Origin of the sequence: Octadecabacter dasysiphoniae, from assembly GCF_021532615.1 — a bacterium.
GTDB classification, from domain to species: Bacteria; Pseudomonadota; Alphaproteobacteria; order Rhodobacterales; family Rhodobacteraceae; genus Octadecabacter; species Octadecabacter dasysiphoniae.
On record NZ_JAKGAQ010000003.1, the window covers coordinates 146,240 to 172,106 of the forward strand.

21 protein-coding genes and 3 pseudogenes are annotated in these 25,867 nt (G+C 55.8%); 8 read left to right on the forward strand and 16 right to left on the reverse strand.

Annotated elements, in window-relative coordinates; translation table 11 throughout:
• Position 1: 1 nt before the first annotated feature.
• From L0664_RS13055 to L0664_RS13070, 4 genes are all read right to left on the reverse strand, one after another.
• Positions 2 to 796: an ABC transporter permease gene (locus tag L0664_RS13055; protein ID WP_235226326.1), complete on the reverse strand. Its 795-nt coding sequence runs from the start codon at positions 794 to 796 to the stop codon at positions 2 to 4.
• Between the two features lie 8 nt (positions 797 to 804).
• Positions 805 to 1,668, reverse strand: coding sequence for an ABC transporter permease (locus L0664_RS13060; protein ID WP_235226327.1), 864 nt, complete (start codon positions 1,666 to 1,668; stop codon positions 805 to 807).
• Positions 1,665 to 2,711: an ABC transporter ATP-binding protein gene (locus L0664_RS13065; RefSeq protein ID WP_235226328.1), complete on the reverse strand. Its 1,047-nt coding sequence runs from the start codon at positions 2,709 to 2,711 to the stop codon at positions 1,665 to 1,667. Before L0664_RS13065 ends, L0664_RS13060 begins: the two co-directional genes overlap by 4 nt.
• Before the next feature lie 69 nt (positions 2,712 to 2,780).
• Positions 2,781 to 3,809: an ABC transporter substrate-binding protein gene (locus L0664_RS13070; RefSeq protein ID WP_235226329.1), complete on the reverse strand. Its 1,029-nt coding sequence runs from the start codon at positions 3,807 to 3,809 to the stop codon at positions 2,781 to 2,783.
• 123 nt (positions 3,810 to 3,932) lie between these two features.
• Between L0664_RS13070 and L0664_RS13075 the strand changes: the two genes are divergently transcribed.
• Positions 3,933 to 4,826 (forward strand): LysR substrate-binding domain-containing protein, encoded by an 894-nt coding sequence (locus L0664_RS13075; protein WP_235226330.1) that lies wholly within the window; start codon positions 3,933 to 3,935, stop codon positions 4,824 to 4,826.
• Between the two features lie 117 nt (positions 4,827 to 4,943).
• On the opposite strand, the pseudogene L0664_RS13080 reads toward L0664_RS13075, so the two are convergent.
• A pseudogene (locus L0664_RS13080) lies at positions 4,944 to 5,765 on the reverse strand (glutamate dehydrogenase); the annotation flags it as partial.
• 116 nt (positions 5,766 to 5,881) lie between these two features.
• Here L0664_RS13080 and L0664_RS13085 point away from each other — a divergent pair.
• From L0664_RS13085 to L0664_RS13110, 6 genes and pseudogenes are all read left to right on the forward strand, one after another.
• Complete coding sequence (locus L0664_RS13085) at positions 5,882 to 7,123, forward strand: NAD(P)/FAD-dependent oxidoreductase (RefSeq protein WP_235226331.1); 1,242 nt, start codon at positions 5,882 to 5,884, stop codon at positions 7,121 to 7,123.
• Between the two features lie 25 nt (positions 7,124 to 7,148).
• Positions 7,149 to 8,132, forward strand: a pseudogene (locus L0664_RS13090) (TRAP transporter substrate-binding protein).
• Between the two features lie 69 nt (positions 8,133 to 8,201).
• On the forward strand, positions 8,202 to 8,876 hold the full coding sequence (locus L0664_RS13095) for a TRAP transporter small permease (RefSeq protein WP_235226332.1): 675 nt from the start codon (positions 8,202 to 8,204) through the stop codon (positions 8,874 to 8,876).
• A complete protein-coding gene (locus tag L0664_RS13100; protein WP_235226333.1) occupies positions 8,873 to 10,174 on the forward strand; it encodes a TRAP transporter large permease in 1,302 nt (433 codons plus the stop codon). The genes L0664_RS13095 and L0664_RS13100 overlap by 4 nt, the downstream gene beginning before the upstream one ends.
• A 2-nt stretch (positions 10,175 to 10,176) precedes the next feature.
• Positions 10,177 to 10,842, forward strand: coding sequence for an aspartate/glutamate racemase family protein (locus tag L0664_RS13105; RefSeq protein WP_235226334.1), 666 nt, complete (start codon positions 10,177 to 10,179; stop codon positions 10,840 to 10,842).
• A 71-nt stretch (positions 10,843 to 10,913) separates the two neighbouring features.
• Positions 10,914 to 11,090: pseudogene (locus tag L0664_RS13110) on the forward strand (2-oxoglutarate and iron-dependent oxygenase domain-containing protein); the annotation flags it as partial.
• Positions 11,091 to 11,127: 37 nt separating this feature from the next.
• Here L0664_RS13110 and L0664_RS13115 read toward each other — a convergent pair.
• The 11 genes from L0664_RS13115 to L0664_RS13165 all read right to left on the reverse strand — a co-directional run bounded on the left by L0664_RS13115 (position 11,128) and on the right by L0664_RS13165 (position 25,419).
• A complete protein-coding gene (locus tag L0664_RS13115) occupies positions 11,128 to 13,533 on the reverse strand; it encodes a GcvT family protein (protein ID WP_235226335.1) in 2,406 nt (801 codons plus the stop codon).
• Between the two features lie 134 nt (positions 13,534 to 13,667).
• Positions 13,668 to 14,609, reverse strand: coding sequence for a GlxA family transcriptional regulator (locus L0664_RS13120; protein WP_235226336.1), 942 nt, complete (start codon positions 14,607 to 14,609; stop codon positions 13,668 to 13,670).
• 293 nt (positions 14,610 to 14,902) lie between these two features.
• Positions 14,903 to 15,904: a 5-oxoprolinase subunit C family protein gene (locus tag L0664_RS13125; RefSeq protein ID WP_235226337.1), complete on the reverse strand. Its 1,002-nt coding sequence runs from the start codon at positions 15,902 to 15,904 to the stop codon at positions 14,903 to 14,905.
• Entirely contained in the window at positions 15,897 to 16,589 is a 693-nt protein-coding gene (locus tag L0664_RS13130) for a 5-oxoprolinase subunit B family protein (protein ID WP_336247109.1), read from the reverse strand. Before L0664_RS13130 ends, L0664_RS13125 begins: the two co-directional genes overlap by 8 nt.
• A 5-nt stretch (positions 16,590 to 16,594) precedes the next feature.
• Complete coding sequence (locus L0664_RS13135) at positions 16,595 to 17,356, reverse strand: LamB/YcsF family protein (protein WP_235226338.1); 762 nt, start codon at positions 17,354 to 17,356, stop codon at positions 16,595 to 16,597.
• 9 nt (positions 17,357 to 17,365) lie between these two features.
• Positions 17,366 to 18,649, reverse strand: coding sequence for a TRAP transporter large permease (locus L0664_RS13140; protein ID WP_235226339.1), 1,284 nt, complete (start codon positions 18,647 to 18,649; stop codon positions 17,366 to 17,368).
• Positions 18,646 to 19,182, reverse strand: a complete 537-nt coding sequence (locus L0664_RS13145; RefSeq protein WP_418888033.1) for a TRAP transporter small permease subunit — start codon at positions 19,180 to 19,182, stop codon at positions 18,646 to 18,648. Before L0664_RS13145 ends, L0664_RS13140 begins: the two co-directional genes overlap by 4 nt.
• A gap of 38 nt (positions 19,183 to 19,220) precedes the next feature.
• A complete protein-coding gene (locus L0664_RS13150; protein WP_235226341.1) occupies positions 19,221 to 20,252 on the reverse strand; it encodes a TRAP transporter substrate-binding protein in 1,032 nt (343 codons plus the stop codon).
• 12 nt (positions 20,253 to 20,264) lie between these two features.
• A complete protein-coding gene (locus L0664_RS13155; protein ID WP_235226342.1) occupies positions 20,265 to 21,101 on the reverse strand; it encodes a putative hydro-lyase in 837 nt (278 codons plus the stop codon).
• Positions 21,102 to 21,192: 91 nt separating this feature from the next.
• Positions 21,193 to 22,071: a LysR family transcriptional regulator gene (locus L0664_RS13160; RefSeq protein WP_235226343.1), complete on the reverse strand. Its 879-nt coding sequence runs from the start codon at positions 22,069 to 22,071 to the stop codon at positions 21,193 to 21,195.
• Positions 22,072 to 22,386: 315 nt separating this feature from the next.
• Positions 22,387 to 25,419 carry an Ig-like domain-containing protein gene (locus tag L0664_RS13165; RefSeq protein ID WP_235226344.1) on the reverse strand — a complete coding sequence of 1,011 codons (3,033 nt, stop codon included), beginning with the start codon at positions 25,417 to 25,419 and terminating at the stop codon, positions 22,387 to 22,389.
• 172 nt (positions 25,420 to 25,591) lie between these two features.
• Here L0664_RS13165 and L0664_RS13170 point away from each other — a divergent pair, with 172 nt between their 5' ends.
• Positions 25,592 to 25,744, forward strand: a complete 153-nt coding sequence (locus L0664_RS13170) for a hypothetical protein (RefSeq protein WP_235226345.1) — start codon at positions 25,592 to 25,594, stop codon at positions 25,742 to 25,744.
• Positions 25,745 to 25,867 lie beyond the last annotated feature (123 nt).

The window sequence follows — 25,867 nt, forward strand, 5'->3', positions numbered from 1 at the left end:
GTTAGCCCTTCCCGACGAAGACTTTGTCCAAGCCATAAAAGCGGTCCAAAATCAGCATCAAGATGAAGGTCAGAACGATCAGTACCGTGGACACGGATGCAATCAATGGATCGATGGTCTGGGTGATGTGATTGTACATTTTCACGGGCAAGGTTTGGGTCGCGGGCGACGCCACGAACACGCTCATCGTCAGTTCGTCGAAGCTGGTGATGAAAGACAACAGCCAGCCACCGGCAACACCCGGCAGGATCAGCGGCAACGTAATTTTGCGAAAAACTGTAAATCTATTAGCGCCGAGTGTGAGTGCCGCCTGTTCTGCCTCAATCGACAGACCGGTCGCCGCTGACAACGCAAGCCGAAGTGCATAGGGCGTCACCAGAACGATATGCGCCGCCGCCAACCCGTAAAACGAGCCGCCCAACCCGATTTGTGAATAAAACTGAAGGAATGCGACGCCCAGCACCAGATGCGGGATCATCAGGGGGGAAAGCAGAAACGCTGCGATAAAGTCCCGACCCGGAAATTTGTGCCGTGCAATCGCCAGAGCCGCCGGAATAGCAATGATGACGGCGATGGATGCGGAAATCAGGGCAAGCCAGACCGACATCCAAAAGGCGTCAATGAACGAAGGGTTGTCCAGAATTGCGTAGAACCACCGCAACGACAAACCGTCCGTCGGCAGTGAAAGATAACCTTTGTCCGTGAATGATACAGCGATCACCATCACCAAAGGGGCAAGGATAAAGATGACGAAAACGGCGTGAAAGATGAGGGCAACCGGGCCAAGACGTCTCATGATTTTTCCTACTCGAATACTTTGGCGTAGCGCCGTTCGATGATTTTGTTGAAGCTCAGGATGATGACGATATTGGCCAATAACAGCAGGACCGCGATCGTCGCGCCCAATGGCCAGTTCAACGTGCTGAGGTATTCGTCATAGGCGGCTGTCGCCACGACCTTCATGCGCCGTCCACCGATGATTGCGGGCGTTGCAAAGGCGCTGGCGGTCAGTGCAAACACGATAATGCTGCCCGACAGAATACCCGGCATGGCCTGCGGCAAAGTAATGCGGCGCAGAACGGTAAATTTTGTGGCCCCGAGGCTAAGGCCGGCGTCTTCGCTTTGGGGGTCGATTTTCTGCAACGACGCCCAGACCGAAATCACCATAAACGGGACAAGCACATGGACGAGAGCAATGGTCATACCAGCAAAGGTGAACATCAGACTGACGGGTTCGTCACTGAACCCCAATGCTTGCGCGGTCATAGTGAGAATACCATTACCCCCGAAAAACAACGCCCACCCCAAAGTCCGCACAACGACTGAAATGAGGAGGGGGCCTAGCACCACCAGCAAGAAAACAGACCGCCATCCGCTGCTTAAGCGCGATAGAACGTAGGCTTCTGGCACCCCGATCAGAACACAGATCAGCGTCACCAAAAGGCCAAGCCCGAACGTCCGGCTGAAGATCTTGTGAAAATAGCTGTCGCCAAGGACATCGGCATAGTTCGCAAGGGTCCAGTCTGATTGAATGCCTGTGTTGAAATCATACGAATGCAGGCTCAAGACAAACGTCATCACCATCGGGAAACCCAACAGCGCGGCGAAAAACAGCACGCCGGGTGCTGTCAGCAGATAGGGTGTTGTTCTGGGGCTCGCAGCGCTCATGACACTGCATCCTCGAACAGGGTGAGCGATCCGGCAGGCCAGCTCACGTGTGCCATGTCGCCTTTTGAATACCCAGCAGAGCCTGTGTTGGGCTGAGTGATGAACAATTCACCCAGCTCGCCCGTCACACGGTAGAGCCAACTTGAGCCAAGGAAAATCGCCGCGTCGATGCGGACTTTTTGACCAGTCGTGTCATCGCAAAGGCGCAGTTTTTCCGGCCGCACCGACAACGTCACCTGACTGCCCACATCTGCGGATGCAGTATCGACGTCGATGGTCGTGCCGTTTACGGAAACTGTGTTTGGCGCGCTGACGTGGCCGTTCAGAAGGTTTGTTTTGCCGACAAAGTCGGACACAAAGGTGTTCGTTGGTCGTTCATATAAATCCAGCGGTGCTGCGATTTGCGATACCTCACCGCGCTGCATCACAACGATCCGGTCGCTCATCGACAGGGCTTCTTCCTGATCATGTGTGACCAGGATCGTCGTTACGCCGATGTCTTGTTGCAAAAGCCGCAATTCGATCCGCATTTCTTCGCGCAGCTTCGCATCCAAATTTGAGAGCGGTTCGTCCAGTAGCAAAACGGGTGGTTCAATCACCAGTGCGCGGGCCAACGCGACGCGCTGTCGCTGGCCGCCCGACATATCCTTGGGGTAGCGGTCTGCAAACTGCGCCAACCGAACCTGTTCGAGCGCCGCATGGGCACGCGCCATCCGATCTGCTTTGCCGACACCCCGCATTTCAAGACCGAATGCGACGTTCTCGGTGGCGGTCATATGCGGGAACAGGGCATAGCTTTGAAACACAATGCCAAGACCCCGCTTGTTGGGGGGCGTGTTGGTAATGTCCTTGCCGTCCAACATGATCTTACCAGAAGTTGGCTGCAACAAACCTGCCACCATCTGAAGCGTCGTGGTTTTTCCACAGCCCGACGGACCAAGCAGTGAAATGAATTCACCGCGTTCCACATCAAGGCTCATGTCACCCACGGCGACAAAGTCACCGAATTCTTTTTTTAGCGATTCAAATTTGAGAAATGACACTGCATGGCCCCCAATAATAATGTGGGGCGCGCACAAATCTTGTACGCGCCCGTTTTGTCAGATCAACGTTTAGTTCTCGATCCGACGGGTCCATTGTTGTGTCCAATCACCCCGGGCAGGATTAACGATTGTGTAATCAACGGTGATGAGATTATCGACAATCGCTGGCCCGACGGGCAGGGCGATGCTTTCTTCTGCGGTCAATTCCACAGTTGCATTCACCGGTGCCCAGCCATTGGTGACGGCAAACAGGCGTTGGGCCTCGGGTGATGTGACAAATGCCAAGAAGTCTTGCGCCAGTTCAGGAACATCCGAACCTACGACCGGACAGGCCGTCACAAGCAGTTTGATCCCCCCTTCGTCAGGGTATGCGAATGCACCGGGGAACCCGGAATCTGCCAGCGCCTTGAGGCGGCCGCTGCCCCAGACGGACAAAGCAATCTCACCGTTCTGGAAAAGTTCGGACATCTTGCCGGATGACGGTTCATAGACCAGAACATTGTCGTCGATTGCATCTTCAAATGCAGCGAAGCCCGGCTCGATGTCATTCACACCGCCGCCGTTGACGATGGCCGTGGCGATCAAGGCATGCAGCCCATAGCCGTTTGTGATCGGCGGGACAGCCAGAACGCCTTGGTATTTTGGATCGGCCAGATCGTTCCACGACGACGGCGCGTCCCAGCCATTTGCAGCGAAAACTTCAGTATTATAGGCGAGGCCCGTCGCAATGATGCCGACACCGACCGCCTTGTTTTCCGGCATACGCGCAGCATCGTAAAGATCGGAGAACGTTTCTTCGTTTACAGTATCGCAATATCCGAAACCGATTGCCTGGCTCATCGGGCCATCGTCGATGAACACGACATCAAGGTCTTGCGCCCCTTCTTGGGCGCGCAGTTTTGCCAGAGTGTCGGTCGAATTTCCAGCCACATAAACGACAGTCGCACCTGTCTTTTCTTCCCACATCGGGATGATCGTTTCGTTCATCAATGTCTCTGTCGAGCCGCCGTAAGCGCCAAGGTAAAGAGTTTGGTCCTGCGCAGATGCTGCAACTGCTGACAGTGCAACAATACTGGCCGTGACGAATAATTTTTGCATTTTTTTCTCCCTGTTGTTGATATTCACAAATATTTCCAGACGGCACATCATATAGCAAATTGTATATAATGATGTTTTCATGCATAAATATTATAAATATAGAGTCATAGGAAGCCATCGAAAATGCGTCTTAACCATCGCCAGTTAGAGGCGTTTCGCGCCCTGATCGACACGGGCAGCGTCACAGAGGCCGCAAGCCGCCTGCATGTGACACAACCTGCGGCCAGCCGGTTGATTGCCGACCTAGAGAAGACAATCGGCTACGCCTTGTTCTTGCGTCAAAGAAAGAGGCTGCTGCCGACGCCCGAAGCAATTGCGCTGTATGAAGAAGTCGAGAGGTCGTTCATCGGTCTTGATACAATCGCAGACGCGGCAAAAGATATTGGCAGTTTCAGACGTGGCGCGCTTCATATTGCAGGTTTACCGGCACTCGCCCTCGATTTCCTCCCGAGGGTCATTGCTCAGTTCTGCGATGACAGGCCTGACATCTCGGTCAGCCTCAAGATCCACAGTTCTCCACGTGTGTTGCAGTGCGTTGCGTCCCAACAGTTTGATATTGGCTTTGCTGAAACTGACGTCGAACATCCCTCGGTTACGTCCAAAATTCTGCATGCGGCCCCCTTCGTTGCCATTTTACCTAAAGGGCACAAATTACTTGAAAAATCTGTCTTGTGGCCCAATGATTTCGAGGGGCAGAATTACATTTCCCTTGGATCGGACTACATATCTCGTCGAAAAATTGATGCGATATTTCTCGCCTACAATGTCCAAAGAATAATGAACATCGAATCCCAGCTGTCTATGGCCGTCGGGAACCTTGTTGCAGCTGGGGCAGGGGTATCGATTATCGACCTCGTGACAGCCCGTTCCTTGCGCGACTATGGAATGATCGAGATTCGGCCATTCTTGCCGGAAATAGAATTTGCGTTCCGCGTCTTGCTGCCATCTCATAGACCGTTGTCACCGTTGGGTGAAACATTCCTGCAGATAGCAACCGAAGATTTAAGAAAATTCTAGGCGCACCTATCCAGCCCCAATTCCATGGGCCACTTTTTGGAAATAGTTGTGGAATGAGCGGTCGCGAATTTATTGCCTGACGTGAGCGGTGGCAATTGTATTGTTTGAAGCAAGTAACTAAATTCCGATGGCGTCATATGCCGCTTCAATACTCTGGATAGAGCAGACATATGCCGCGGTTCGAAAGTCTTTCAGTTCGGGGTTCTGCGAAAGCGCTGTCGACATCCTCTCGTAGGCGTTTCGCATAACGTCTTCCAAGCCCGACCGCACCAAATCGATCTCGTTTCCGCTGCCGATTAGTTCTTGTCGAAGGTCTGGCGAAAGCTGCTTGCCTGAGATTTCTTCCATTGCATGGGTCAGCGTCATACCGCGTCGTTCCTGACGACGTCGCTCCATAAGACCAAACGGGATATGGGTCAGGTTTTTGATCCATTCGAAGTAACTGACCGCGACACCGCCTGCATTCACGAAAAGATCGGGCAGGATTGTAATGCCGCGCGAACGCAGGATTTGGTCTGCATCAAATCTGATTGGGCCATTGGCCGCCTCGACAATGAGTTTTGCCCGCACTTCGTCGACCTTGGCCATCGTAATCGCATTCTCCATTGCTGCGGGCACAAGGATATCGCACGCGACCCAAAGACCTTCATCTTGAGTGATCGAGACCGATCCACCTGTGAAATCTTTGATACTGCCGCTGGTGATCTGATGCTGTTTGAGGGCTTCAATGTCGATGCCAGCAGGATCATATATCGCGCCGTCATGTTCGATGACGCAGATGATTTTGGCTTTGTCGTCCTCACTCAGAAACTTGGCGGCGTGATACCCGACGTTGCCGAACCCCTGTATGGCAACCGTCATGCGGGACAGATCGCGGTTGCCATTGATGCCGTCAAAATGTGCATCGGCAAGATAGCTATGGATGGCATATTGAACGCTGCGCCCCGTGTTGTTGGTGGGTCAAAGACGCATGGGGCAGCAGGACAGTCAACCGACCGGGGTTTCATTCTGGCACGCGCTGTGGGACGGTTTTGCGTGAAGAACGGGAGTGGGCCATGAAAGTGATCGTCGTGGGCGCAGGCATCGTCGGGCTGTCTTGTGCGATCTGGTTGCAGCGGGACGGGCATGACGTAACCATTGTCGATCGCGCTGGGCCTGCATCGGGCACGAGCCACGGTAATGCGGGCGTTTTAGCGGCGGGCGCCATTATTCCGGTTACTGTTCCGGGGCTTTTGCGAAAAGCGCCTGCGATGGTGTTGAACCGAGACGCGCCATTGTTTTTGAAGTGGTCCTATCTTCCTAAATTGCTGCCCTTTTTGGCGAAATACCTAAGCCACGCGACGGACGCACATGTGGATCGTTACGGAACCGCGATGGGTGCCTTGATGCACGACACGTTGGACCAACACCGCCAGCTGGCAGCACAATCGCCCGCAGCGCGGTTCATCCATGATGACGACTATTGTTTCGGCTATGCGACCCGCGCGTCCTATGAGGCGGATGCCTATGGCTGGAACAAACGCAAAGCCGCCGGATATGATTTTGAGGTGATTTCGGGGGCGGAATACGACACGCGAGACCCGTCGTTCGGGCCCGCGTTTCATACGGTCGTGGCGTGCAAGAACCACGGACGGATTGCTGACCCCGGCGCGTATGTCAAAGCCTTGGCCGATCATTTTGTAGATCAAGGCGGTGCGTTGCAGATTGTTGAGGTGCAGGATGTGGATGTCGAGGGTGGCGTCATTTCAGGGCTGCAAACCAGTGCTGGACCCATGATCGCGGATCACATCGTCTTTGCCATGGGGCCGTGGTCAAAAGAGATCGCGCATAAGTTGGGCGTGACGGTGCCGTTCGAAAGTGAGCGGGGCTACCATTTGGAATTCATCAACCCATCCGTGATGCCGAAGGCTCCGATGATGGTGGCAAGTGGCAAGTTTGTGCTTACGCCGATGGAAGGGCGATTGCGCGCGGCGGGTGTAATCGAGTTTGGTGGTCTTGAAACAGATGCCAGCCGCGCGCCGCTTGAAATGCTGCGCCGTCAGGTCGCACAGATATTGCCAGATATGACATGCGATGACGTCGTTGAATGGATGGGGCACCGTCTGGCGCCCGCCGATAGTCTGCCGTTGATCGGGGCCAATGATAAGTCGGGCAAGAGTTATAGCGCGTTTGGGCATCAGCACGTTGGCTTGACAGGTGGTCCTAAAACGGGTCGGATCATTGCGGACCTGATAGGCGGAAGAAAGCCAAACATAGATTTGGGGGCCTTCGATCCCAGAAAATATGCTGCGCGTTGATGCGTTGCCGTCTTGGAGGACATAAATGACTTTTCTTAAAACAGTATCCGCAACTGCGTTCGGCGCATTGATGGCAACATCTGCAATCGCAGACGGCCACGCCCAATCCTGGGACATGCCGATGGCCTATGCGGCCACAAATTTCCATTCTGAACATGGCGTGATCTTTGCAGACCTTGTGCGCGACTACACAGACGGCGCGATCGACATCACAGTCCACCCGGGCGGGTCGTTGTTTGGCGGTGGCGACATCAAGCGCGCTGTCCAGACAGGCCAAGTGCCGATCGGTGAGCGGTTCATGTCTGCACATGCCAACGAAGCGCCGCTTTTGGGGTGAGACAACCTGCCATTCATCGCGACAAGCTATGACGACAACGAGCGTCTTTGGCAGGCAGCCCGTGACACGGTCAACGCGCAGTTGGCTGACCTTAACCTCGTCGCGCTTTATACGTGCCCATGGCCTGGTCAGGGTTTCTACTTCGATCAAGAAGTGAATTCATCGGCTGATACGCAAGGCATCAAGTTCCGCTCGTACAATTCGGCCACGGCGACCTTTGCGGAAGAACTGGGGATGATCCCTGTGCAGATCGAAGCAGCAGAACTGAGCCAGGCGCTGGCCACTGGTGTTGCATCTGCGTTCATTTCATCGGGTTCAACTGGCTATGACCGTCAGGTGTGGGAACATCTGTCCCACTACTACAAGGTCAACGCATGGTTGCCGCGCAACTATGTGATGGTGAACACGCAAGTGTGGGACGGTCTGGACGCAGACGTTCAGGCGGGCATCCAGAAGGCCGCCGATGAGACATCCGCATCCTGTGCCGCCAAATCTGCTGAGCTGTCCGATTTCTACTTTCAAGAGCTTGAAAGCAACGGCATGACCGTTCAGGACGCTGGTCCCGAATTTCTTGCGGAGTTGGAGGCGATTGGGGCGCAGATGACTGCCGATTGGCTTGAAACAGCCGGTGCGGACGGCCAGGCGATCCTTGACGCGTACAACGCAAACTAAGATCAAAGGGCCAGCCTGCACACGTGTGGGCTGGCCCGTTTTTATACTAGAAATGAGTACCTTGCATGCGTGACTGGTCGCCCGTCTTGGGTCTGGCTCTTTGTCCTGCCCAGCTTAGTGGGCGTTTTGTGTCTGATCGCGGGGCCACGACTTGAACGCATGTTGCGCCCGGTGTGGCGTGTATTGGACGGGGTCTACGTTGCCAGTGGCGTCATTGCCGGGTTCTTTATGATCATGATCCTGACGCTGATTGTTGTCGGCATGGTCGCGCGCTGGACAAGTGTCGCGGTGCCGGGAACCACCGAATTTGCAGGCTACGCCATGGCCGCGACATCGTTCTTTGCGCTGTGCCATGCCTTGACGCGCGGGGCGCATATCCGCGTGTCGATTATCCTGAACACCAATGATTTTCTGCGCAAATGGCTGGACCGGTTCGCCGTGTTCGGGGCTGCTATCATTGCCACCTATTTTGCACGCTACGCCGTGAAGGCGAATTTCTTTTCCGAAATGCTGAACGACCGCACGCAAGGGCAAGACCAACTTCCTGAATGGCTGGTCGCGTTGTTCCAGCTGGATTTCGCAGCCGTGGCGGAGGGCAGTCGCATACTGGTTTATACCCCCGTCTGGATTCCGCAATTGGCCATGTCCATTGGTACCATTTTGCTGGCCGTTGCGCTGTGGGATACGCTGTACCGGATGCTGGTGACCGGCGTGAACCCCATTGTGTCGGAGGCCGTAGAATGACCGAAGCCTATGCAACAATCGTTTTCCTTCTCGTTCTGTTCACGCTGCTTGGGTCTTCTATTTGGATCGGCCTTGCCCTGATGGGCGTTGCCTTTGTCGGCATGGAGCTGTTCACCACGCGCCCGGCTGGGGATGCGATGATCACCACGATCTGGACGAGTTCATCGTCTTGGACGCTCACGGCTTTGCCGCTGTTCATCTGGATGGGTGAAATCCTTTATCGAACACGATTATCGCAAGATATGTTTCGCGGGTTGGCCCCGTGGATGCGCTGGCTGCCCGGTGGATTGCTGCACACCAATGTCGCAGGCTGTACGATATTTGCGGCTGTATCGGGGTCATCGGCGGCGACCCTTACGACTGTTGGCAAAATGTCGATCCCAGAGCTGCGCAAACGGGGCTATCCAGAATACATGATCGTGGGCACATTGGCAGGGGCGGCGACGTTGGGGCTGATGATCCCGCCGTCGCTGACACTGATCGTTTACGGCGTGTCGATCAATGAAAGCATCATTAAACTGTTTATGGCGGGCATCATTCCGGGCCTTGTGTTGGCGGCGTTGTTTATGTCCTACATCGTGGCCTGGCATTTCCTGCGCCCCGACCAGCGTCCCGAACCTGAACCAAGCATCAGCTTTGGTACGATGCTGGCCGAAAGTCGTTTTCTTATCCCTGTCTTATGCCTCGTTTTTGCGGTCATCGGATCAATGTATTTTGGCTGGGCCACTGCGACCGAAGCAGCAGCCGTCGGGGTGCTGGGGGCCCTGACGCTGGCGATGTTCCAACGTTCGCTGAGCTTGAGCACTTTCTTTGAAAGCCTCATGGGGGCCACGCGCACATCGGCGATGATCGCGTTGATCCTGATGGGGGCGGCGTTCCTGTCGCTGTCGATGGGTTTTACCGGATTGCCCCGCGCATTGGCGGCCTACATTGATGGGTTGGATTTGTCCCCGATTACTCTCATCGCCGCGCTGACGGTGTTCTACATCATCCTTGGCATGTTTTTGGACGGTATTTCGTCCGTTGTGCTGACCATGGCCATTGTTGAACCGATGATCCGACAAGCCGGCATCGACCCGATCTGGTTTGGTATCTTCATCGTGGTCGTTGTGGAAATGGCGCAGGTCACACCGCCCATCGGGTTTAACCTGTTCGTATTGCAGGGCATGACCCGCCACGAGATCGGCTATATCTCGAAGGTGGCGCTGCCCATGGTGGGGCTGATGTTGGTCATGATCGTGCTGCTGGTCGCATTTCCGCAATTGGCGACATGGCTGCCCGAGAATATCAGGCAGTAGACATGCCGCCTCTGGTCACTGTTCTACAACTCGACACCGATTTCCCACGTATTGCAGGGGATGTCGCCAGTCCGGCGACCTATCTTGGCGATATCGAGATTTTGCGGGTGTCCGGTGCCAGCGTGGGCCAGATCGTTAGCAATGATCCCGCGGCGATTCCGATTGCGCCGTTTGAAGAGGCGATTGCGCAGGCACGTGGTGATGTGATTGTCACGTCCTGCGGATTTTTGTCGTATTGGCAGGCGCATCTTTCTCAGCTGACTGACAAGCCTTTTATCAGTTCGGCGTTGGTTGCTTTGCCGGATCTGTGCGCACGCTACGCGCCCCAAGACATCCTGACCGTGACCTTTGACGCCGAAAGCCTGAACACCGCCCATTTCGGAATGTACCAAACCGACGTCATCGGATTGCCTCGCGGTTCGCATCTACGCAAGGTCATTGCCCAAAACCTGACAGCACTAGACGCCGCCCGGGCGGGTCGCGAAATTGGTGAGCTTGTCGCGGCCAGTCGCCAACCCCATCACAAACATATCCTGTTGGAATGCACCAATCTGCCGCCTTATAAATCCGTGCTCGCCGCACAGACGGATCTGCCGATCACAGATATTCTGACCCTTATAGAGGCCGCACGCCCGGGAACGATCAATCCTGATCATCTGAATTCTTGACGGATATTGTTGTGACAACAGATTTTGCAAAAGCCTAATCAACGGATGTCAAAACGGTCCCTGTTATCAACGTGTCCGGTGCGATCTGGGGCGCCGCGACGGATCACGGGTTCTTTTACATCGCAAATCACGGGATCGATCCTACCCCGATAGAGCAGGTGTTTGCGGCCCCTAAGGTGCTTTTCGAATTGCCAGAGGCCGACAAAAAGGCCGTGGCCGTGGGTAAAAATCAGCGGGGCTGGCTGGCACAGGGCATGACGCGGCGGGCAGCATGGTTTTCGTTGCTTAACCCAATAGATGTTGATTGTTGGGGTCAAAAACGGGGTCTGCCAGCACTTTCGCTAAATAGATTTGGCCCAAAACCTGTAGGTCCAGTGCACCGCCAATTGTGCGATGCTTTGCATCAATCCAACACACCGCAAGCATTTTTCCGCACCGCCAGCCCATACCGCCCGACGTGACATACCCGATCAATTGCCCGTCTTTCAGGACAGGTTCTGTCCCCCAGCAAGGCGGCGCGTTGGCGTCGACTTCGACCGTGACGAAGACTTTTGCGGGCGCAATATCGCGCTGCCTGTCGACCACAGAGCGGCCGATGTAGTCTTTGGTTTTTGAGCAGAACCGCTGCAACCCAGCGGCATGTGGTGTGACCTCGGTCGTCATTTCTGCGCCCCAGCTGCGATAGCCTTTTTCGATCCGCAACATTCCCATGGCACGTCCACCCATCAAGATCAGATCGTGGTTTTTGCCCTCGGTCATCAATGCGTCGAACAGCGCCTTCTGGTTCAACATCGGGCAGTGCAATTCCCACCCGAGTTCGCCTGAAAACGAAATACGGATTGCAGTGCAGCGCACGCGCCCGATGTCGATTTGTTTTGAGGACATGAACGGAAAGTCGTCAAAATCGTCGGCGGACAGTGTGTTCAACAAGGCCCGCGATTTTGGACCAGCGATCCCGATGGCGGCGAACTGGTCGGTTATATTTTCGATTGAGACAGCGAAATCGCCCGCATGATCCTCCATCCAGCGTTGATACAAAGCGACGCCCATCGTCGCGCCGACGCAGTAGAAACTGCCATCATCAGAGTTTTCGATCGTGATATCACCGACGATCCCGCCGCGTTCGTTCAGCATCAGCAATAACGCCACCTTGCCCGGTTTTGACGGTACTTTGGCTGATCCGATATGGTCTAAGAACGCCTGCGCATCGGGGCCGGAAATCCGGAATTTCCCGTAGCTCGACATGTCCGACAGACCGCAGCCCGCTGCCATTGCCGTAGCCTCGCGGCCGACGTGGTCCCACCAGTTGGGGCGCTGAAAACTCGGCTCATCGACCTCACCGTTTGGCGCGTACCACAGCGGACGTTCCCAACCGTAGGCTTGCCCCATCACCGCGCCGTGCGACAGCAAGTCATTGTAAATCGGCGTTGTTTTCAAAGGTCGCCCGGTTTTGCGTTCAATGCCGGGGTAGATCAGCTCGTAGCGGATCGGCAGGATTTCGTGGGTGCGTTCGCGGGCAAATTCGCGGGTGGTCCAATCGCCAAATCGGGCCACGTCGATGAAATGCAGATCGAGCTCGGTTTCTCCCTCAAGGATCCATTGGCTCATCGCGAGGCCAATGCCGCCGCCCTGTGCAATCCCGCCAAGGAACCCGCAGGCCACAAAGAAATTCGGCACGCCGGGCATGGGGCCGATCATCGGGCGGCCATCGGGGGCAAAGCTGATCGCGCCGTTCACGCCGCGTTTGATGCCCGCAGAGTCCAAGGCTGGAACCCGGTGAAAGATTGATGCTAATCCATCGCCAAGCCGGTCCCAATCATCCTCGAATAACTCTTGTCCAAACGACCACGGCGCGCGGCCTTTGCTCCACGCTGTCCGGCAGTTTTGTTCCCATGGGCCGAGCAACAGGCCTTGGCCTTCTTGGCGCAGGTAATACTGGCTGTCGCAATCACGGATCATTGGCAATTCATAGCCAAGTGCGGCGACCTCTGGCATCGTGTCGGTCACCAAATACTGGTGTTCCATATTAGTGATGGGCACGGTTGTGCCGACCATTTCGGCGACTTCGCGGGCCCAGAATCCGGCGCAATTCACGATGGTTTCGCACTCAAATACCTCGTCGTTCGCGGTCAGCCGCCATTGGCCAGACGGCAGGCGTGTGATGCTGTCAACTTGGCAGTTCTGTTTGATTTTGCCGCCGTATTTGCGCGCACCCGCGGCCAGACCCATCGTGACGGAATAGGGATCAACATAGCCTTCTTCGGGGTCCCACGCGCCGCCTTCCAGATCGGACACATTCAACAGCGGATATTTTGCTTTGATTTCGTCAGGCGTCACCAGATCATACTCAAGCCCTATACTGCGGAATTTACCGGCGAGGTGCTTGAATTCCTCCATCCGTTCCTTGGTCTGCGCAAGGAAGAATCCGCCAACGATATGGCTTCCGACCTCTTGCCCGACTTCTTCGGCGAGGCCGTCATAAAGGCGCAGGGAATAGGCCTGAAGCGCGGACAGATTTGCATAAGCGCTTTGGGTGTGGACGTTGCCAGCCGCGTGCCAAGTGGCCCCTGCCGTCAGCTGACGCCGTTCCAATAACAACGCATCTTTTTCACCTGCTTTGGCGAGATGATACAGCGTCGAGGTGCCGACAATGCCGCCGCCGATGATAATAATCCGTGCATGTGTGGTCATGGTATTTCACTTTTCATAAGGCCACGGACACGATGGGACAGCACCCGCATTAGGCCTTACGATAGGGGCATTTGGTTGGATGCAACGGGCAGATATCGACGTCAGCGTGGATGCATTGCGACGAACGCAAACGCCTATCTTCTGTCTGCGGACGGCAGAACACCAAAAACCTTGCGGTAGACTTTGGAAAATTGCGCAGGTTCAAACCCGAAATCCAGGGCAATATCGGCGATAGACCTGCGCCCCATCAGGACCTCTTGGCGGGCCTCGGACATGCGCAGTTCTTTGTATATCGCGCCGGGCGTCTTTTGGAATTCGGATTGGAATAGCCGTTCTAACTGACGTTGAGACACGCCAGACCGGCGGGCAATTTCAAACAATGACAAAGCATCAAAACGATTTGCTTCCATCAATTGGATCGCCGCGAAAACCTGTCTGTTGGCCGTGACGTATCGAAGCTGCGCGGGATATGTTTGCTTTAATTTGCCGTCGCGTACGCCTTCCATCATCAGGCAGGACGCGATGTCTTCGACCATGCCATCGGGGCAATTGTCGTGAACATATTTCAACATCAAATCAGCTGCGGCACCGCCACCCGAACAGGTAGAATGCTTTGTGTCCATGATGAACAGAGACGTAGAAACGTCGACTTTGGGGTGGTTTTCCTTAAGATAGGGCACGTCTTCCCAATGTGCACAAACAGTGCGGCCATCAATCAGGCCCGCCTGCGCGAGCCGGACAACACCAGACGAAATCGCCCAGATTGATTGTCCTGCCCGGGCCCAACGCCGAAGCCGTTTGATCATTTCGCTGTTCGCACGGCGCGCCGCCCCCGCACCTGCCACGATCACCCGGGTCGCATTTATCGGTAGTCGGTCGATTTCACATGTCGGAAGTATTTCGATGCCGTTGGACGCCGCAACGGGGCCATCATCCAAAGACGCGACGCAGTAAGAGGTGGAATTTCCGGCACCCAGTTTTTGCGCAACGCGCAGGACTTCTATCGCAGATGAAAACGCCTGCATGGTAAAGCCGTCTTCGACGATGAATGCGAAGTTCTCTTCTGAAGGTCCCAAAGTGAGAGGTCCAGTTCTTGACGGGGCGAGTCTGCGATAGATTGCCGTGTCTGCCAAATACCGTCAACGGTCGGGGTGTACACAGCCCAACACCGTCATCTGCGTAATCGGTTTTTCGCAAAATAGGGCATTTGGGCGTGGCTATCGTTAGGGATTGTTGATTTCCCTTAACATGCCATGGCGGCCAAGGGGGCTGGCACAGCTGTCAAATGTAAGTTCCCGTCAAAGGGTGAAGCTGTGCCTCAACGCTTGTGGTCGTGTGACGATAGGCGTGCGAAGCATCAAAATGGCACTTAGTCGAACACGCAGCCGTGTATGAGGTTTTCACGCATCAACCGCTGCGCCAATGAGCCACGGGGCACAGAAATGTCCCGTAGATATTGGGTTTTCTGGGTCAAGAAGGTTCTTACGTCGTCAATCGCTTGGGGACTTGAAATCGATGTGAAGCGCAAAGACTGTCCTGCCCGAAATTGCGCCAATCTGTCTGTGTCGCAAGAGATGACGGTGGCAATTTTCGGATACCCACCTGTGGTTTGATGATCCGCGAGGAGCACAGTTGGAACCCCGTCGCCAGACACCTGGATCGATCCGCGCACAATTGGTTCCGAAGGAATGGACAGCGCACCGTCCAATTCCAACAATGGGCCGCTCAGACGCATTCCCATGCGGTCATACGCATCCGTGACTTGGTAGGTTTCGGTCACAAGCCGTTCTGTGGCGCCTTCGGAAAAATGATGGTCTTGGGGGCCGGTTACGATGCGGATAGGGCCGTCAGACGTGAAATCTGGCTGTACTATTTCGCCCAGACGATCGTCACAAATAGTGGCGTCAGAAATTGTCAGGGAGTGCCCCGCCTGCACAGCACCACCGCCAAAACCCGATGTCGAATGTGTCGCCTGACTTTGGAGCCAATCCTTTGACACGACACACCCCGCAAATGCGAGATATGCCCAACTTCCCGCCCGACCGGCGCGGATCGCAATCCTTTCACCTTTGCTGATCGTCAGGACCGTCCAGGAACTGGTTTTTTGCGTCCCGTGTTCGACGACAAAATCACCGCCCGTAATGGCAAGGGTGACGGCACCTTCTTTGCACTGCAACATCAAGCCGCCAAGGGATATTTCAATCGCAGTGGACCCCTGCGGATTGCCGAGGGCCGCGTTGGCGGCGTCATAGGCCAATCGATCCATCGGGCCAGAGGCCGACACGCCGTATCGCATATTTCCAGGACGGCCCGCATCCTGAACCGTGACCAGCGGCCCGGCGAATGAAACAGAAAACACCGCGTCAGCCATGATCGATTTTCCTGTTGGAACTCTCAAACGTTGCGAGGTCGATCCGTTCAAAAGTCACATTATCCCCGACATCGAACAGGAAAGGGTGGGTCGGATCGCCCGTGAAGATCGCGTTGGGTGAACGGCCGATGATCGACCAACCTGTTGGCATGGTGAGTGTCGTTATGAGGCATTGAGGGCCAGCGATGATGACGCTGCCTGCCGGAACGTCACGAACCGGAGCGGGTTTTCGCGGCACTTGGATCTGTTCTGCCACGCCCGACAAATAAGCGTAGCCCGGTGAAAAACCGTACATCAAAACGTGGTAATCGCCTGCCAGATGCGCATTAATAACTGCATCTTTCGAAAGCCCAGTCGCGGATGCGACGGCGCCCAAGTCCGGTGCGAACGACGCCTCGTAGCACACCTGAATATGCCGCTGAACACCTGTTATTACTTTTGTTTTCAAACCATTGAGGCATTTTCGGATATGTTCCTCGATGGTTATGTGATCCGTCATGATGGGATCGAAAGAGACTAAAAGGTTCACCAAAGCGGGCACCGTTTCAATCACACCAACGGGCGTGTCAGCGGCAATCGCGTTGTCCAGTGCGATGACGCTGTTGTGGGCTTCTTCACTGACGTCTTTGGCAAATGTCACCAACACCGCGTGATCAGCAATGGCCTTGAACTGCGGTTCCATCATGGGCCTTACTGACGCGCAAAACTGGCGATTTGAACGCCTTGGGCTGTAAGTCTTGTGCGGATTTCGCGGGCCATATCCACCGCACCCGCAGTGTCGCCGTGCACACAGATAGACTGCGCAGCGAGCTTAATCGGATCGCCATCGATGACTGGCATAAGGCCGCTTTCAAGAAACGAAACCAGACGATCCGCCGCCGCGGCCGCGTCGTGGATCATTGCGCCGTCTTGGTCGCGGGGGACAAGTTGCCCAGAGGACAGATACCCGCGATCTGCGAATATTTCAGAAAACACCGGCGCGTTTGCAGCACGGGCGGCGTGTTCGCTTTGTGTGCCAGAAATCGCAAGGATGGCCAGTTCAGGGTCAATCTTTTGCACAGCCGTGACGATGGCATCGGCGACATCGCGATCGCGCGCCGCTAGATTTCCAAGGGCGCCGTGCGGCTTTACATATGTGACGGGCACGCCGACTTGCGCGGCAATACCGATCAATGCGCCGATTTGGGCGGCACACATCCTGCCGATTTCGGCCGGGGACATGGGGATCACGCGCCGCCCGAAACCGATCAGGTCGTTGTAGCCGGGGTGAGCGCCGACACAGACCCCGTTATCGCGCGCAAGTTCAAGCGTTCGAAACATCGTTTCGGGGTCGCTGGCATGGCCGCCGCAGGCGATGTTGGCCGACGTCACGATAGACAGCATCTGTGCGTCGTTGCCCATGTTCCAAGGCCCAAAGCCTTCGCCTAGATCAGAGTTGAGGTCGATACGCATATCTCGGTCCTATTGAAGGTAGGTCGGCAAGAAGAGAGCAATGTTCGGAAATGCGATCAAGAGGAACGCCATCGCCAACATCGTTAGGCAGTAGGGCAATGCGCCCAGCATCACCTCGTTCAAACTGCCAGATTTACGCGCCCCTTGCACCACATAAAGGTTCAGCCCGACGGGCGGCGTGATAAGCGCCATTTCGATCAGCACGATCATCAGGATACCAAACCAGATTACGTCATACCCCTGCACGAGAACCATGGGCACGATGATGGGGATTGTTACAACCATCAGCGACAGGGTTTCGATAAAAAATCCGAGCACGATATAGAGCACCACAACCACGAGGATGAAACCAAGCGGTGACAGGCCCAGACCTTCCATGAACGCGGTCAATTCGCGGCCCAGTCCGGCAGAGGCCAGCGTGAAGTTCAGGAATGATGCGCCTATGACAATCAGCATGATCATCGATGTGATCTTGACCGTCCCTGTCAGGCTTTGGGTGAGCATGTCCCATGAGATTCCGCCGAACGCGAAGGCGATCAAGAATGCACCCGCAACACCGACAGCGGCCGCTTCGGTGGGGGTGGCCCAACCGCGATAGATGGACCCGACAATCATCGCGAAAAGGATAATGATCGGGATCAAATCGATCAGTGCCCGCAACATCTGCGCAATCGGGAACGTGCGGCGCAAACCGCCAAGATCAGGCCGGATCAGGCAGATGATCACTGTAACGAGCATGAACATCAGTGCCAGTGCGATGCCTGGAATAAGCCCTGCAAGAAACAGCTGCGGGATCGAAGACTGGGTCAGAAACCCGTAAACGATCAGATTAATGGATGGCGGGATCATGATGCCAAGCGTGCCGCCAGCGGCGATTGCGCCTGAGAATAATTTCGGATCATACCCCAGCTTTTCGGCTTGCGGCATGGCAACCGTGGCCACCGTAGCAGCTGTGGCGACGGATGACCCGGAGGTGGCCGAAAACATTGTCGCGGTCGCGATATTAGCGTGCACCAACCCACCCGGCAGCCACGACACCCAGCGGTCAAGTGCAGCGTAGGTGCGGGTTGCAACGCCGCTGCGCACGAGGATTTCACCCAGCAGCACAAAGAACGGGATTGCGATCAGCGTTGCTGAATTGGACGACGACCAGACCATATTGCCCAAGCCCCGGATCAGCGGAAAGCCGGAAAAGAAGGCATCGATGCCAAAGCCCAGCAAGAACAGTACAATGCCGACAGGAATGGACAGCGCCAGCAACGCCAGAAGGCCGACGGAGACGAAGGGGATCATTGCAAAGTGTCCTGTTCAGCGAAGGCACCGATGATGCTTTCGGTTTCTGTGTGGCGACGTTTGAGCAAGAGACCAAGCGCGCACAACGTCGTAAGGGTCGACATGATGGCAAACCAGACCCAGCCTGCGAACCACGGAAACTGAACCCAGACGAGGGGCGTTTCCAGTGGTGTGTTCGCCCGTGATCCATTGGTCAGCGAATGGGCCACGACTGGCCACGCCTTGATTGCGATCGTGATAATCACGCCTGTCATAACGATCATGGAAAAGACGTCGAACAGGGCCCTGCCGAAGGTTTTGAACCGCGTGCGCACCAGATCGATGCGCACGTGGCCAAGTTCAAGAAGTGTGTAAGACATGCCCCAGGATGTGGCGAGGGCCATAGCATAGCCCGCGATTTCCTCGGTGCCGCCCAGCGACGTGCCGAACCGGCGCATGATGATATCTGTCAGCACGAAGGCTGCACAGGCGAGCAATCCAAAGCCGACCAGCAGGGCTACTTTGCGGTTGAGAGCCCGAAGTGTCTGTATCATCTTGAGTTCCATGTTCGGCACGTCCACTTTTTTGAAGGTTACTCGATCGTGACACCGACAACTTGGCCGACGCTTTCGTTCCAGCGCGCGGCCCAATCCTCGCCTGACCGTTCCGCCCAGTCTGGCAGCACTTCGGAGGTCAGCAAGTCACGGGCGCGTGCGAAGTCTTCGTCGCTGACCTCAACCAGTGTCATGGAACGCGCTTCACCCGTTTGGCATTCACCGTTTCCGGTCAGGCAGGCCACGTCGTTGACCAAAGCATCTTGCGCGCTGGCCCAGGCAAGGTCTTCGAAACCGGTGACAATCTCGGACGAGATCAACGCCTGCGTTTCTGCATCAAGACTGTTCCACTTGTCGAGGTTCATGGCGGTGACAACAGGGTCCCAGCCCCCAAGGGGGATCGGCAACAGGTGCGTGGATACTTCCCACCAGCCAGCGCTGTAACCCGAACCGGCACCGGTCACAGCGCAATCGACAACGCCGTTTTGCAATGCACCCGGAACTTCGGCAAAGGACACATTCACGCCCTCAGCACCCAGCGCTTCGAGGAGAAGTGCTGTCATGCGGCCGGATGCGCGCACCTTCAGGCCCTCAAGGTCGGCAAGGCTGCCGATCTCGCTGTTGCAGAACACGACTTGCGGCGGGTAGGGCGCGACCGCCAGAACCTGGCTGTTGAAACGATCACGGAAAATGTCGTCCACCATCGGGCGGGCCGCATCGACCATGGCGCGCGCATCGTCGGCTGTCAGAGCAAGAAGCGGCACGTCGAGCCCTTCGAGTTCGGGAGCATCAGAAACGGCATAATCGCCCACGGTCATCGCCACATCATAAACGCCTTGGCCGAGCAGCGGATAGACATCGCCCAAACCAAGGCTCATCTGGTTGTGTGTTGTAAGTTCGACATTGATCTTGCCACCGGATGCTTCGGGCAATGTCATTGTCCAGAACGGCACTTCGTACTGGTTGTGCAAGGGCAGGCTGGACCAGCTGCCAACAACGGACAGGTCTTCCGCGAATGCGGGAACCGCGAGCGCCGTTGTGGCGGCAAGAATGGATAGGGTGCGTTTCATGATTTTAGTCTCCTAGTTGGTGGTTTTTTCTGTTTTTAGAATTGTTGTCTCTGCGTCCTCGGCCACGTCCGCGATCAACATATGACCGGGCGAGTGCGTGATGCAGATTGGCAGGCCCGCATCCAGCAGAACGTTCTGGGGGGTCACGCCACAGGCCCAATAGACGGGCACTTCGCCGTTTCGGACCTCAACCGCGTCACCCCAGTCGGGTTGCGACAGGTCTGAAATGCCGATCTGTGCAGGGTCGCCCGTTGCGATTGGGGCACCGTGCGCCTGCGGAAAACGACGGCTGATGTCGTGGGCTTGTGCAACTTGCGCCTCGGGCACGGGGCGCATGGTCACAACCATTTGGCCGCCAAACCGACCCGCGGGGACCAGATCAATGTTCGTGCGATACATCGGGACGTTCAGCCCCTTTTCGATGTGGCGCACAGGGATACCTTCGCGCAAAAGCGCATTTTCGAACGTGAACGAACAGCCAAGCGCAACAGTCACAAGATCATCGGCCCAAACATCCGCAATGTCGGTGACCTCTTCGCTGAGCGCGCCATTTCGAAACACGCGGTATTTTGATACGTCTGTGCGAATATCAATGTCATGGCCAAGGGTCGGCAGGTTTGGTTTGCCTGTATCGCCAACGCCAACAATCGGGCAGGGTTTGGGGTTACGCTGGCAAAATCGCAAGAAATCGAGGGCAAATCGTTCCGGCAAAATCGCAAGATTGCATTGGAGTTTGCCCGCCGCCAGCCCAGCCGTATGGCCCGTGTAGGACCCGTCGCGGATTGCCGCCCGCACATCGATAGCGGACGCGGCGACCAAATCGGAATGTGATGTCAGTCTTGATGTCATGCGCGCCCCCAGGTTCACGAACAACCATCACATGTTGGCGCGTCACCAATCAAATTATCATTTTTGATCTATAGTGATAGATTTTTTGGAACTACTTGGGGTGGGTTTTGTCCCATTCTTGGGCCACGGACCGCGCGATTTTTGCACTGTTTTCAACTAGAAAGCTGCGTGGTTCTGACAGGTAGGATGCGGTGAACGACAGTGGTTGGGGGCGATAGCCGGGATCAAATTCAACGATCTGCCCCGCTTCGAGAAAGTCGTTTGCAAGTGCGCGAGGATAGGGGCCGACGGCGATTCCCGCCGCGATCATTTTCAAGCTCGCTGACAATGACGCGGAGGCATACACCCGAAGTTTCGGCCCGACCCTGCGCGACAATTCCGACATCAATTCGCGATAGGGGCGGGTTTTGTTAGAGTATGAAATGACGGGAATGATTTTCAGATCGGTCTGCGGGTTTGCTGTTGAGCGATACCAATGCAGATCAAAGGACGGCAGGTCGACATTTTCAACGGTGAATTCGGACACAGGGCCCATTAACAGCGCCAGATCAAGTTTCCGATCAAGCAGTTCCGTGCGCAGATTGAGTGAAATGTCGACCGTAAGATCGACGTTTACGCGCGGGTATTGTTCGCTGAACGCCTTTAGAAAGTCCGGCAGCCAGGCTTGGGCGATGGTTTCGGACGCGCCGACACGAAACAGGCCTTCTGCTTCGGACGGATTTGCGACGCGTTGTTTGATTTCTTCCTCAACGAACAGCATTTGTTCGGCATAAGACAACAGCAATGCCCCGTGTTTTGTCAGAACAAGCTCTCCCGGACCCCTCTCAAACAGGGGCACACGTAGTTCTTGTTCTAGATTGGAGATGCGGGTGGAGACGGCGGGCTGCGACAGGTTTAACCGTTCGGCTGCCTTGCGAAAACCGCCCAACCGCGCCACCCACAAGAAGGTTTTGATCTGATCAAAAGTCATGTCCTATTCATACGTTGGATAGATAGGGCTGCAAATGCATAATAATCTTGAATATAGGGGCAGGGGTAGTTTGCGAAGGTGTCCGCCTTTGAGTGCGCACCGGCAACGCAGTATTGCCCTGCTTCACTGCCCCGGCAGACCCAAGATTTCATGAGTTATTTTGTCGGGCGAGCGATTTGGCCCAACCGGCGAATTCGGTTTTTTCGCCGTTGCCTGGCGCCTCAAATGCAGAACAGCCTACCCCCAACGTCAAAGGTTTGGGGGAAGGCCATGATTGTTGATCAGAGGGGATGGGCAGTGCCCGGCGTCCGCAGACTAGAACCGCCAGTCCACCACCAGATCTACGCCATAAACATCGTAGTCGGGTTGTCCAAGACCATCGACATATACACCAAATTCGAGATCGAGCGGTCCGTGACCTTTTCTGCGAAGACCCAGATCAAGCCGCGCGCGTCCTCCGTCGACTACCCCGTTGCCGCCATCCTCTTTTGCGAAAATACCCGCCGCGCCGCCGATGAAATCAGTGCCCGTATTCACAATGGGCAAGACCCAATCCAACGCCACTTCGAGTTCGTTCAGCCGCACGCGCTGGGCCGCCACAGGATTGGACAATGCGTCAATATAGGCGCCCGAGTGATCGTCGGTGAACGACCAACCGACCAACGGGTGCAGTGTCGCTGATCCTGCATCTACTTCACCGGACAGGTTGATCATCGCCAACAGGCGTTCTGTGGCAAAGCTGTCGGTGTAGGTGCCGATGGGGCGGATATCGTTATGCGTGCGCCCCCAAAGCAGCCGTGCATCCAGATCGACATCATTGTAGCGCGCCACGTAGTAGGGGCCTACCAGCCAACCTGTGCCTTCGATCTCGGATAGTCCTTCGTTGGACACCGCATGGTCGAACTGAACCATCAAACCCAAAAGCTTTTCGTGATTCAGCGTCAAATGCGATCCGAAGCTGAGGTTGGTATAGGCCGTGTCAAAACCGTCAATGAAGGACCAGTTGGAATTCAGTGCCCCCCAAATCGGCCGTCCACCGCCCGTTTGAATTTCCACGATGCCCAATTTGCGCGACACTGAAATCGCTCCGGACGTTTCATCACCATCCAGCAATCCCGACAAAGACGGTTGTGCTGCCAGCAGTGCCACCGAACGTGCAGCCATGAAATCGCGGATCAGTTCTTCAGCAATTGTCCCGCTTGCAAACGTGCCGACGACAGAGGCCGCGGCACTGGGCGTTCCCGATCCGTCCAGCACGGCACCGGCTGCGACCGCCACGACCACATTTTGGTCCCCGTCAATTGTCAGGCTGGCAGTCCACGTCTGCTGGCCGCCACTGATCGATCCGAGCGTCCCGCCCGTGACAGTGATGTCATCATCGCGAAAATCGATGACATCTTCACCCCAATCAAATGTGATCGTGACGGTCTGTGTGGTTGTGAACTCGTCCGGCACGCCGGTGATCGTGACGACAGGTGCAACACCGTCGGGCGCCGGCGGCGTTGGGCCAGCGGCCGCGACGTTAAGGTTGCCCGCCGCATCCTGCGCCACACCAGCCGGAACCGAGATTTCGGGCGGTGTCAGCAGATCGAGCCCTTGCACTGTCACCGTGTAGACACTGGCTGACACCGCAGTGAATTCACTGAGCTGGGCCGAGGACGCCACAAGATCACCGAGAACAAATTCGGTCACGTCCTCATCGAAGGTGATCGTTGCTGTGAACGGGGCGATCCTGTCATAGTTTGTGTAGGTGATCGTGGGCGTGGGTGAAGTTGTCTCAACCGCGCCACTGCTGCTGGTTTCGGCGCTGGGTGTGCCGCTGGCGTCCAGCACGGCGTTGGCGGCCACCGTCACCGAGACATCCTCGGTTCCCAGAACAGTAAACTGGGCCGTCCAGCTTTGTGGGCCGCCACTGATTGTGCCGATCGTGCCGCCCGTAACGGCGATGTCGCTGTCTTCAAACCCCAGAACGCGTTCGCCCCAATCAAACGTCAGCGTCACTGTCTGCGGCCCGCCAAAACCGTCGGGCACGCCGCTGATAACAAGCGTTGGTGCGGTCCCGTCGGCTGTCGGTGTTGATCCGGTCGCAGCCACGTTGCCATTGCCCACCAGATCCTCGGCTACATCAGCGGCGATGTTGATGGACGGTGCGGTGGTCAGGTCGATGGCCGTCACCTCGACGGTATACTCAGCGGCGCTAACCGTGGTGAACCCACCAAGCGTCGCGCCAACGGGCGTGATGTCGGACAGATCAAAGTCGGTGACGTCCTCATCCCACGTGATCCGTGCGGTGAAGGTGTCTTCAAGGTCATACCCCTCGAAACTGATCGTCGGGGTCGGCGGGGTGAAGTCAAATGTCTCAATATAAATCGGGGCGATGGCGTTGCTTAGATTGCCTGAGGCGTCATCTTCGAAGAACTCCGCAGGAAAACCGACCGTAACATCGCCGCCCGTCGGTTCGGCGTAGAGTAGGAAACTGCCGTCGCCGTTGCTAAGAATAGCCGCGGAAACCGTTGCGTTCGTAACCACAACATTAGCGGGGTCAAAACTTGGCCCTTCGTCTACACCGCCTCCGCCGGGCTGCGTCACGAGGAATTGATACTGTCGCATATCAGGCAGGGTGTCGTTCATGTTTTCGGTCACATCGACAAAGGTAACGTCTGGCCGTGACACCACAGCATCTGTCGTCGATAAAGAACCCCCCGCGTCGTTGGCATTGCCCGCGCCATCCTGCACGGCGCCCGCAGGAAGGGATATGCTGCCCACCCCGTCGCTATTCGCAACCACATCGAACGTGTAGGTAATACTATCCGTTGATTGCAGGTTCGACACCGTCAGGTTGGGTGTTTCAAAATCCGCCACAGTTAGGCCGCTGACAGTTTCCGAAAATGTCAACGTCATCTGCGTGCTTGCCAACCCTTGAGTGGAGGGCAGCGCAGAGAACGTCGCTGTCGGCGCGGTTCGATCACTTTCGATGGTGAATTGGGCCGCCGCGGCATTGCTGTTACCGCCCAGATCATCCACGACGTTTGCGGGTAGATCGACCGTAATGGTCCCATCGCCGGACGGTACAATCGTCGCAGTGTAGTTGGTTGTCGATCCCGTCAATCCGGAGACCGAGCCGCCGGTTACGTTGATGTCGGACCCTGCAAACCCAGTAACCTCTTCTGAAAATTCAAACGTGACCTGGATCGGCGATGCATTTGTGGGATCAGGCTCTGTTGATCCGATGACAGCTGTGGGCGCGCTCGTATCAAATCTGTACCATTCGGCAACGCCTGTGGCGCTTGCGTCGGTCAATGCATTTCCAGCGAGGTCCTCGATCGTGGCAAAGTCATAGAGACGCATGGCTACAGCCCCATCATCACCTGAAACCGTGAAAGCCGCTGTGACATCATATACTGACGCGGACTCTTGCGAGACACTCCCGGATAAGACACTCGCAACGCTAGTGGGGTCCCTGTTGATGCCAACATCTTTCAGGTCGAACTCCCTCACATCCTCAGAGAAGGTGAACCTCATGGTCAATGTCGTTACTGTGGGGTATTCGTCCAACGGGTCCAGCCGTTCTATCGACAAAAGAGTCGGCGCTGTTGTGTCCGTTTGGGCAAATGCTGCGATGACCCACGCGCACCAAATCAGGATCGCAAAGGCCGTGATTTTGCACAACTGACGCAACAAGGCGCTTGTCGTCGCTTTGGCGCTATTTTGATGTGGTACGTCAGGCGAGGATCGACGTGATAAGGTGTTGGGTGAAAACAAAACAACTGAACTGGTCTCAAAAAATCCTACAAAT

Excerpts from the sequence above, each read along its gene's own strand:
- L0664_RS13125 (WP_235226337.1), bottom strand. The coding sequence starts at position 15,904 with ATGGCTGACGCGGTGTTTTCTGTTTCATTCGCCGGGCCGCTGGTCACG.
- L0664_RS13115 (WP_235226335.1), bottom strand. The coding sequence starts at position 13,533 with ATGACCACACATGCACGGATTATTATCATCGGCGGCGGCATTGTCGGC.
- L0664_RS13150 (WP_235226341.1), bottom strand. The coding sequence starts at position 20,252 with ATGAAACGCACCCTATCCATTCTTGCCGCCACAACGGCGCTCGCGGTT.
- L0664_RS13105 (WP_235226334.1), top strand. The coding sequence starts at position 10,177 with ATGCCGCCTCTGGTCACTGTTCTACAACTCGACACCGATTTCCCACGT.
- L0664_RS13070 (WP_235226329.1), bottom strand. The coding sequence starts at position 3,809 with ATGCAAAAATTATTCGTCACGGCCAGTATTGTTGCACTGTCAGCAGTT.
- L0664_RS13140 (WP_235226339.1), bottom strand. The coding sequence starts at position 18,649 with ATGATCCCCTTCGTCTCCGTCGGCCTTCTGGCGTTGCTGGCGCTGTCC.
- L0664_RS13160 (WP_235226343.1), bottom strand. The coding sequence starts at position 22,071 with ATGACTTTTGATCAGATCAAAACCTTCTTGTGGGTGGCGCGGTTGGGC.
- L0664_RS13155 (WP_235226342.1), bottom strand. The coding sequence starts at position 21,101 with ATGACATCAAGACTGACATCACATTCCGATTTGGTCGCCGCGTCCGCT.
- L0664_RS13060 (WP_235226327.1), bottom strand. The coding sequence starts at position 1,668 with ATGAGCGCTGCGAGCCCCAGAACAACACCCTATCTGCTGACAGCACCC.
- L0664_RS13130 (WP_336247109.1), bottom strand. The coding sequence starts at position 16,589 with ATGATGGAACCGCAGTTCAAGGCCATTGCTGATCACGCGGTGTTGGTG.
- L0664_RS13170 (WP_235226345.1), top strand. The coding sequence starts at position 25,592 with ATGGTCAATGTCGTTACTGTGGGGTATTCGTCCAACGGGTCCAGCCGT.
- L0664_RS13145 (WP_418888033.1), bottom strand. The coding sequence starts at position 19,182 with ATGATACAGACACTTCGGGCTCTCAACCGCAAAGTAGCCCTGCTGGTC.
- L0664_RS13055 (WP_235226326.1), bottom strand. The coding sequence starts at position 796 with ATGAGACGTCTTGGCCCGGTTGCCCTCATCTTTCACGCCGTTTTCGTC.
- L0664_RS13100 (WP_235226333.1), top strand. The coding sequence starts at position 8,873 with ATGACCGAAGCCTATGCAACAATCGTTTTCCTTCTCGTTCTGTTCACG.
- L0664_RS13165 (WP_235226344.1), bottom strand. The coding sequence starts at position 25,419 with ATGCGTCTCTATGACTTTGCCACGATCGAGGACCTCGCTGGAAATGCA.
- L0664_RS13085 (WP_235226331.1), top strand. The coding sequence starts at position 5,882 with ATGAAAGTGATCGTCGTGGGCGCAGGCATCGTCGGGCTGTCTTGTGCG.
- L0664_RS13135 (WP_235226338.1), bottom strand. The coding sequence starts at position 17,356 with ATGCGTATCGACCTCAACTCTGATCTAGGCGAAGGCTTTGGGCCTTGG.
- L0664_RS13075 (WP_235226330.1), top strand. The coding sequence starts at position 3,933 with ATGCGTCTTAACCATCGCCAGTTAGAGGCGTTTCGCGCCCTGATCGAC.